Origin of the sequence: Tunicatimonas sp., assembly GCF_049647865.1 — a bacterium.
Taxonomy (GTDB): domain Bacteria; phylum Bacteroidota; class Bacteroidia; order Cytophagales; family Cyclobacteriaceae; genus Tunicatimonas.
In genome coordinates this window covers 1-8757 of sequence record NZ_JBARYM010000632.1, presented here as the reverse complement: position 1 = coordinate 8757, position 8757 = coordinate 1, and the positions used below count along the sequence as shown (strand labels likewise).

At 42.5% G+C, this 8757-nt stretch carries 12 protein-coding genes; 5 read left to right on the top strand and 7 right to left on the bottom strand.

Going from position 1 to position 8757, the window contains the following annotated elements:
- The 7 genes from coaE to WBA23_RS18475 form a co-directional block, all read right to left on the bottom strand.
- Positions 1 to 390, bottom strand: a 390-nt coding sequence (gene coaE / locus WBA23_RS18505; protein WP_424583764.1) for a dephospho-CoA kinase, incomplete at its 3' end; no start/stop codon positions are given.
- The gene (locus WBA23_RS18500; protein ID WP_424583763.1) at positions 380 to 1366 is read right to left on the bottom strand and encodes a hypothetical protein; all 987 of its coding nucleotides are present in this window, start codon (positions 1364 to 1366) and stop codon (positions 380 to 382) included. The genes coaE and WBA23_RS18500, both read right to left, overlap by 11 nt.
- 5 nt (positions 1367 to 1371) lie before the next feature.
- Positions 1372 to 1683, bottom strand: a complete 312-nt coding sequence (yajC, locus tag WBA23_RS18495) for a preprotein translocase subunit YajC (RefSeq protein WP_424583762.1) — start codon at positions 1681 to 1683, stop codon at positions 1372 to 1374.
- Between the two features lie 20 nt (positions 1684 to 1703).
- Positions 1704 to 2231 carry a DUF1573 domain-containing protein gene (locus WBA23_RS18490; RefSeq protein WP_424583761.1) on the bottom strand — a complete coding sequence of 176 codons (528 nt, stop codon included), beginning with the start codon at positions 2229 to 2231 and terminating at the stop codon, positions 1704 to 1706.
- Between the two features lie 41 nt (positions 2232 to 2272).
- Positions 2273 to 2572 (bottom strand): YtxH domain-containing protein, encoded by a 300-nt coding sequence (locus WBA23_RS18485; protein WP_424583760.1) that lies wholly within the window; start codon positions 2570 to 2572, stop codon positions 2273 to 2275.
- Between the two features lie 78 nt (positions 2573 to 2650).
- Positions 2651 to 3826 carry a transcription antitermination factor NusB gene (nusB, locus tag WBA23_RS18480; RefSeq protein ID WP_424583759.1) on the bottom strand — a complete coding sequence of 392 codons (1176 nt, stop codon included), beginning with the start codon at positions 3824 to 3826 and terminating at the stop codon, positions 2651 to 2653.
- 189 nt (positions 3827 to 4015) lie between these two features.
- On the bottom strand, positions 4016 to 5140 hold the full coding sequence (locus WBA23_RS18475; RefSeq protein WP_424583758.1) for a Glu/Leu/Phe/Val family dehydrogenase: 1125 nt from the start codon (positions 5138 to 5140) through the stop codon (positions 4016 to 4018).
- Between the two features lie 104 nt (positions 5141 to 5244).
- On the opposite strand from WBA23_RS18475, the gene WBA23_RS18470 reads away from it, so the two are divergent.
- From WBA23_RS18470 to WBA23_RS18450, 5 genes are all read left to right on the top strand, one after another.
- Complete coding sequence (locus WBA23_RS18470) at positions 5245 to 7044, top strand: ABC transporter ATP-binding protein (protein WP_424583757.1); 1800 nt, start codon at positions 5245 to 5247, stop codon at positions 7042 to 7044.
- Positions 7045 to 7089: 45 nt separating this feature from the next.
- Entirely contained in the window at positions 7090 to 7275 is a 186-nt protein-coding gene (locus WBA23_RS18465) for a hypothetical protein (RefSeq protein WP_424583756.1), read from the top strand.
- A gap of 115 nt (positions 7276 to 7390) precedes the next feature.
- Complete coding sequence (locus tag WBA23_RS18460) at positions 7391 to 7585, top strand: hypothetical protein (RefSeq protein ID WP_424583755.1); 195 nt, start codon at positions 7391 to 7393, stop codon at positions 7583 to 7585.
- A 104-nt stretch (positions 7586 to 7689) separates the two neighbouring features.
- Complete coding sequence (locus WBA23_RS18455) at positions 7690 to 8385, top strand: 4Fe-4S binding protein (RefSeq protein ID WP_424583754.1); 696 nt, start codon at positions 7690 to 7692, stop codon at positions 8383 to 8385.
- A partial coding sequence (locus WBA23_RS18450) for an NADH-quinone oxidoreductase subunit J (protein WP_424583753.1) occupies positions 8382 to 8757 on the top strand: 376 nt, incomplete at its 3' end. The genes WBA23_RS18455 and WBA23_RS18450, both read left to right, overlap by 4 nt.

The window sequence follows — 8757 nt, the reverse complement described above, 5'->3', positions numbered from 1 at the left end:
ATAATCAAGTTGACGATAAGAACCTGTTTCATAAAGTAAGGCAGCTTCTTTGAGCGTGTAGGGCTTATGCAAGCGATGCTTTACCCATTGGGTATAATCTTCAGCCACTTTAGGGTGCACCAACTGGTTTAGCAAGGAAAGTTTTTTGGGGTTGCTAAACACTTCTTTAGCTAAAAAAATGCGATCTAAACACCCTTGTTGGTCGTAAGCAGCGTTACCAAAGGCTATCTTAATTTCTTTTTTTAAGTTAGGGTCTTTCTGTTGTAGCCATTTAGCCCGCTGGTCAGCGTAATATACATCAATTCCTAAAACTTCAAAAATTTTACATATAAAAGTCTTGCCCGAACCAATACCCCCCGTAATACCCACTTGCAGCGATTTAAGGAGCATACTGCACGGATATGCGTGGAGGATTAAAGCTAACATCACTTACAATAGCCGGTATGTCAACCAGTTTTACTGCCACGGTGCTATCTTCGGGATTCCAGGTTTTTAGATCAGCCTCAGATTGAAAACTTAGCTCATTTAATGCAGGAGAAATAAGGTCGTCGGGCAACCAAAAAGATACAATTATAAAATCTTGTGATAGATAGACAGACGAATCTTCAGGAAAATTGACTGGGACAACCGACGTTTTCCGTTCTACTTTAGTATATAGCTCGGTTGCTAAACGTACTACTACTTCATCTGGGTAGGTTTTCATCCTATCATCTGCTAATAATACTTCTACCATGGTTTCTACCTTTCCAGAGATTTTTTGGTTAGACAAGGAGAGCTGTAGAGTATCCGATAAATTATTAACCAGCGAGGTAGGTCCCCATACTTCTACTTGAGGCGGTAGTACGGCTATATCGGATACCATACGATGGTTTTCAGCCAGTTGCATAGACTCTGGGTCCACAATTACCGTTATTGTTCTGCTTTGAGCACTATCAATATTAATCCGTAGCGTATCAGTGACTACGTAATCGAGGTTAATATTATCTAATTGTCCACTAATTCGCTCAGCTAACGATTTTCCTAAAATATACTTGGTTCTAGTAGGCGTATCTAGCCTTACTTGTAAGGGGGCAGTGTTAAGTCGTAATGATTTTTTCAGCAAATCCCATCCCCCGCCGTTTACCTGCACCGTTACATCTTTAGGTAGTTCACTTAGCAAATAGGTGCTAGTATCGGGAGGATAAGTAATGGCAAGTGGATAGCGAATACGAGTGGTGTAGTTGTCTTTGTTCAGCGCACTAAAAAACCAAAAAGTAGTAGCGGCAATAATACAGAGAATTACCACCTTCAGGCTTCCTTTACCAGAAGGTAATAATCGCTCAATAAATTGAGTTACTTTTCGTGATTTGTTAACACGCTGGCTCAAAGCTATTACTTAACATATTGCTTGCTGGCTTCTAACGAGATGGAAGTCTTATCAAATTTAATTCGGGCCCCTCGGTCTACTTCTAACATTACGCTGTCTTCCTCAAGAGCAATTACTTTACCATGCATACCCCCCACGGTGACTACCATATCACCTTTTTTGATGTCCCCAATAAATGTGCGCTGGTCTTTTTGCTTTTTTTGCTGAGGCCGAATCATGAAAAAATAAAAAATGATGGCAATCCCTCCCAATAGAATAAGATTGCCAATCAGTCCGCTTTGTCCGGAACTTGCCTGAAGCAAGATAAATTGAAACATAGGTTAGTTAGTCAATAAAGTTACTTGCGAACAGGTCCGTTTACTTCTTCGCCTTTAGGATTTACATTAGTTTTAATAAACAGTCGAGTAACCGCTGGGTCAGTATTAGCAGTAATAGTAATTGTTTTATTCTGCATACCCGGTCGATTTTGACTATTAAATTTTACCTGAACTTCTCCGGTTTCGCCGGGGGCTACTGGCTCACGAGAGTAGCTAGGAGTAGTACAACCACACGAGGCTGAGGTGCTTTGAATTACTAAAGGCGCGTCTCCGGTATTCGTAAATGTAAACGTATGCTCCGCTATTTCACCTTCGGTAATGGTACCAAAATCGTGATTCATTTCTTCAAACTCAAACTGAGGCAAACCTGCTACATTTCCCGTGCTCTCCATCGATGTTGGAGATGCACTTTCTACAGCAGATACTTCTGTAGACGGAGATTCAGGTGCTTCAGTCTCGGATGCTTTGCTTCCGGCATTAGAATCGCACCCACTTAAACACCAAAGACCAATGAAGGCCACCATTAGAATTAAACCAACTTGTTTCATATTATTTCAACGTTATGTAAATATGTGATACAACTATTTTTCTACTCTTTGCGAATTTGCCCTAAAAGATTATCTACGTCATCAAGTAATTGACGTGCCTTTTCTTTAGCATCGTTGATTACTTTTTCACCATCACTTTTTGCAACACTATCGGGCAATTGTTCTTTTGTACGTACCAAATCACCTAGCAGTTCCTCTAGTTTGAAGCGATATCGTTCCAGACGATACGTCATACGGTCGCGTGTGTTGATACCAGTATCGGGGGCGTACAAGAATCCCACCGTTACTCCGGCGGCTAGGCCAGACAATAGAAGTGCTAAACTACCTATGATTCTGCTCATAAATATTATTAGTTAGTAAAATTAGATTCCCTACAAAGTTCGCATTATCTACGAAATTCGCAAAGATAAGCGATAAGCTTAACGATTGTCAATTAATCCTCGTCCACTTTTCCGAATTATATTCCTTTCTTGTAGCGATTGGGCAATTACATCTAACAGCCCATTAATAAACTGTTTACTCTTTTGGGTACTATACTGTTTAGATATATCTACGTATTCATTAATCGTTACTTTCACCGGAATACTGGAAAAATTAATCATTTCAGCAATTGCCATTTTCAAGATTGTCTGATCCATACTGGCAATTCGGTCTACCGCCCAGTTTTTTGATTTCTCTGCAATTATTTGTTCATACTCATGGTCATTCCGAACTGTCAGGCTGTACAATTCATCAAAAAAAGCTTTATCATCCTCCCAATTTGGAGTAAGCGAAGCAATTTCAATGCCCTCATTCGGAGGATCAATAATAGATTTTAAGCTACGATTTACTAAACTTTTAATAACCTTCTGATTTTCCTCCCAGCTAATATCCAGATCTTCAAAAAAGTTGTTAACTACTTCACTTTTCAGCAAATGCTCATTAAACACTTGGCGAACAATAGCAACATCTTCTTCTAACGTAGTGTCGGCAGCGTGCTGATAAGTATAAAACGCTTCATCTTCCTTTATCGTATTTCGGTAGAGCTGGCGAATGGCTTTTTGCTGTTCTTCCCACGACCAGTTGTGGTTGGTTGCTTCTTGTTGTAATGTCTGATTGTCGCGAATCGCCTGCACTACCGGATTGAGATAAAAGCGAGTAGAAACAGCTTCTTCCGGCAGCACACTTTCTGAGGAACGGGGTCTTTTCTGAATTTCTCGGTGCGATTCATCAGCCACTGCTACCAATAACAGTAACGCTTGCTTGTAGTGATCGCTCATACTTTCTACTCGGGCCAGCATCTGATTTTTTAAAAAAGCTCGGTCTTTCTGCGTTTGAGCGTCAAAGCGTTCCAGTGATTCCTTAGCTACCTTCTGAGCAGTTTCCGAATATTTTGCTGGCCCTAAATTTCCTTCTAGCCGAGCCGTTAATATCTCCTCGGCCATGCGCCGGTCTTGCGCTAACTGCTCAGGGTCCGGCAGCTCAATCACATTCAGGTCTGGTTCAAAAGACTCACGCACGTAGTCGTAAGCTAAGGTACGGTTAGCCTGCTGGCACTTTTGGTACGCATAGATATGCTGCATAGCCTTAATCCGCAAAAGTCGTCGATTCAGCATAAAATATTGGAGTTGTAACTTACTGACAGCAGAGAAACAACAAAATGAGTTAAATGATTTACGAGGTCGGGCTTTTTTGCGGTTGCTAGTATTAAAGTGTTGAAAATCTGAATTTAGGGTTCAAAGATGTTTAGTGCTTAAATTCTAATTTACTTTAACACGCTAACACCACGCACTATAGCACTATTATTATAACTGAGAAATAGAAGCTATGCGGTCTTCGGCCATCTTCATGGCAATCCGGTGAGGTTCGGTTTGCTGCTGAGCTGCTTGCTGAAGCACTTTCTGGCAAACATCATAAATACGCTCCGCCTTTTGAAAGAGGTATTCTTTAGAATACATACCAAAGTACTCGGCAGCTACGGCCATAATTCCTCCGGCATTAACTAAAAAATCAGGGGCGTATACGACATCTCGCTCCTGTAGCATCGTTCCATGCCGTTGTTCGTTAGCTAATTGATTGTTCGCCCCTCCGGCAATCACTTGGCAGGTGAGGCGAGCGATTGTATCATCGTTCAGCGTAGCCCCCAATGCACAAGGCGCGTAAATATCCGCCGGAATATCGTAGATACCATCCAGGCTAACCACGTGGGCTCCGAACTCTCTCGATACTCGCTGAAGTTTGCTCTCCGATACGTCTGAAACGAATACAACCGCCTTTTCTTTGACCAGATATTCCACTAATGTACTGCCTACTGCTCCTACGCCCTGAACCGCTACTTTCTTGCCTTCCAAACTATCGGTGCCAAAAGCTTCTTTAGCCGCCGCTTTCATGCCCATGTATACTCCGTAAGCAGTAATAAGAGAAGACGAACCCGAACCACCGATGGCTTCCGGCAAGCCCGTAACATGACAGGTTTCCATCCGAACGTATTCCAAGTCACGCAACGTCATATTTACGTCGCCCGCCGTTACGTACTTTCCGTTCAGGCTGTCGATAAACTGCCCAAACTTGCGCAAGTATGCTTCATTCTTTAGTTGATCAGGATCGCCAACCAACACCGCTTTACCTCCTCCTACGTTTAGACCAGAGATTGCTGACTTGTACGTCATCCCCCGAGCCAGACGAATAGCATCAGTTAGTGCCTCTGCATCTGAGACATAATTCCACATGCGGGTGCCGCCCATAGCTGGACCTAACGCGGTAGAATGAATCGCCACAATAGCCTTGAGTCCGGTGGCTTTGTCGTAATAGTGAACAATTTGTTCGTGATCGTGCGGGGCCATCTGATCAAAAATAGAAGCCAATTGGCTAGTAGATGTATCTGATTTTTCTTGGCTTATGACCGGTTGATCGGCAGAAGTGAGTTTCATAGCAATTTTTTCCAGATCATGGCAAAGGTAGGTTTTTTTCAGACAGGCATCAATTCGTAGTAATCAATAAGAACCATTTAAGCTAACAGTCGTTTTAAATCAACGTGAAGGAACTCAGCTATCTCAACAAGTACCTCTACAAGTACCGGTACCGTCTCTTACTTGGCATTTTATTTATCATTATTTCTAATATTCTGGCGATTATTCCCGCTCAGATTGTTCGACGGGCGATTAATCTGGTACAGGAGAATATTTCGCTCTATCAGGTATTTGAAGGGTTAGAACTGCAGGACCGTATCTACGACACTTTTGCCGGCAGCATTCTGGTATACGGCGTAGCAATTCTGGCTTTGGCATTAGCGAAGGGTTTCTTTACGTTTTTAATGCGCCAAACAATCATTGTGGTTTCCCGACTGATTGAGTATGATCTTAAAAATGAAGTGTACGAGCACTACCAGTCGCTGCCCATGAGTTTTTATCGGAAAAACAATACGGGCGACCTTATGGCTCGTATTTCCGAAGATGTTAGTAAGGTCAGAATGTATTTGGGGCCAGCCATTATGTACGGGCTTAACCTGTCAGTGCTTTTTATGATTCTGATTCCGTATATGATTTCAGTGAATGCTCGGCTCACGTTGTATACCCTTATTCCGCTACCAATTTTATCGCTGAGTATCTACTACGTAAACAATATCATTAACCGAAAGTCGGAAGAAATTCAGCGTAGCTTATCGGGATTATCTACTTATGTGCAGGAGGCTTTTTCGGGTATCCGAGTGCTAAAAGCATTTGTGCGGGAAGAAGATTCGGCCCAGCAATTCCGGGTGGAAAGTGAAGATTACAAAGTAAAATCTATCAGTCTAGCTAAAGTGAATGCCCTGTTTATTCCACTGATTATGGCATTGGTCGGTTTGAGTTCAGTCATCACGGTATTTGTGGGTGGGGTAGAAGTAATTAGCGGAGCGATCTCTCCCGGGGTAATTGCTGAGTTCATTATTTACGTAAACATGCTCACTTGGCCAGTAGCTTCACTGGGTTGGATTACCAGTATTGTACAGCGGGCCGCCGCTTCTCAAAAACGGATCAATGAGTTCCTCGATACCAAGACCGCCATTATTTCCGAAGAGAACGTTGAGCGCGAGATTAAAGGAAACATCACGCTAGATGCCGTAAGTTTTGTGTACCCCGATTCAGGCATTCACGCCCTGAAAGATGTCTCCTTCAGTGTAGAAGCTGGGCAGTCTATCGCCATTGTAGGAACTACTGGTTCGGGTAAAAGTACCATTGCTAACATTGTTCCCCGCATGTACGATGTAAGCTCCGGTACCGTACTCATCGATAATATCGACATCAAAAAGTACGATTTAAAATCGTTACGCAGCCAGATTGGCTATGTGCCCCAAGATGTATTTTTGTTTTCGGATACTATTTTTAGCAACATTGCTTTTGGTTCAGAAGAAGAACCCAATGAGGAAGAGATTAAAAAAGCAGCTTATATTGCTGACTTAGAAAAAACCTTAGACGAATTTCCCGAGGGATTTGGCACTCAGTTGGGCGAGCGGGGAATTACTCTATCCGGCGGGCAAAAACAACGAGTTTCTATTGCCCGCGCTATTGCCCGCGACCCTAAAATCCTGATCTTAGATGATTGTTTATCGGCAGTAGACACTAAAACAGAGAACACTATTCTTAATGAATTAAAAGAGGTGATGAAAGGTCGCACTACGGTCATCATTTCGCACCGCGTATCTTCTGCCAAGCTAGCCGATAAAATTATTGTATTAGACGATGGCTACATTGTAGAGCAAGGAACCAACGAATCATTATTGGCTCAAGACGGGGTGTACAAGGAGCTTTACGACAAGCAGCTACAGACTGATGCTGTTGAAGCCTCTTCTAATTGATAGAGAATCTTTATCTTCGTAAGAGAGAAAATAAACGATACAGTTATGATTAAAAATCGTGAGAATATTGAACAGGAGTTACAACAAGCTTCCGACGAAATATTAGAGGAACTGTACGAATACATAAAATATCTTCAGTATAAGCAGCAGAATACTTCCTTGAAAACTGCTTTTGCCAGTGAGGTTGTATTAGGAAAAGATTGGAGTAGTCCTGAAGAGGAGCAAGCATGACAAGATTTGTAAAGGGTGATGTCGTCATTATCCCATTTCCTTTCTCAGACCTTTCAACTAGCAAAAGGCGACCCGCCTTAGTCTTGGCTGATTTACCAGGGGTTGACATTATTTTATGCAGATTACAAGTCAACGGATAAAAGACGCTGATGCAATTTCACTCACCGAACATGATATGCACGATAGGAGTCTAAAGCAAAATAGTAATATTCGCCCCAATCGCCTGTTCACTGCTGATAATCTAATATCGTTTATAAAATCGGCAGTATTTCTAAAGAGAAGCTACATGAAGTCCGGAATAAAATCTTGAATATTTTAGACCGATAGGTAAAGAGCAGGAACAATAGTACTCTACAATTTCACCTTTACTCCGAAGAAAAGACTTCTATCTTTACCAACTGATTTACTAAATACATGAGCCAACGAGGAGCGAACAGTTCTTATTTTGGAAATATTGGAGAGGCAATTAGTTCATTGCTGACTGGGTTAAAACTATCCTTCCGTCATTTGTGGCAGGCTAGGCAGAAGCGCGAGCCGATGGGGGTTGCTGAAGACAATTATTTTGAGCGTCAGAACGGTATCGTTACCCTTCAGTATCCGCACGAAAAATTTCCGGTGCCAGATGTGGGGCGTTACCAGTTGCACAATGAAATTGACGATTGTATTGTCTGCGATAAATGCGCCAAGATTTGTCCGGTCGACTGTATTGAAATTGAACCGATACGGGCAACCGAAGAAATTGGTAAAACCTCGGATGGCTCATCCAAACGAATCTACGCTGCTACCTTCGATATCGATATGGCTAAGTGCTGCTTCTGCGGTTTATGCACTACGGTTTGCCCTACCGAATGTCTCACCATGACCAAAGAGTACGATTTCAGTGTTTTTGATATTCAGGAGCATACGTTCGCCTTTTCCGAAATGACGGAAACTGAGATTGCCGAGAAGAAGCAGGAGTTTGAAGTGTATCAGAAGCAGAAGGCCGCTGATAAAGCCAGTCGCCCTAAACCCAATCCGGGTGCCCGGCCTAAAGTAGGTGGAAAGTCTACCTTTAAGCCGAAGATGCCAGTTATTAAAAGAAAGCCTAATCAACCCCCGTCTCAAGAATGAGCGTACCAGTAGAAGTAGCTGCATTTTATGTTTTTGCCGGTTTAGTGGTGCTATCGGCTTTGGTGGTGCTATTTACCCGCAATATTTTATACGCTGCTTTTTCCTTGTTACTCACTTTCCTAGGGGTCTCAGCAGTCTATGTGCTGGCTGGGGCCGATTTTCTAGCTGTGATGCAAATTATGGTGTACGTAGGCGGGGTACTGGTACTTTTAATATTCGGGGTGATGCTCACTAACCAAGTGGCCGGAAAATCGGTACGTACCCAACACCATAATCAATTTTGGGGACTACTTATCGGTAGTGCGCTATTTTTCTTATTGGCGAAAGCTATTTGGCAGACGGATATGAACAGCTTAGCGTGGATATCAACTT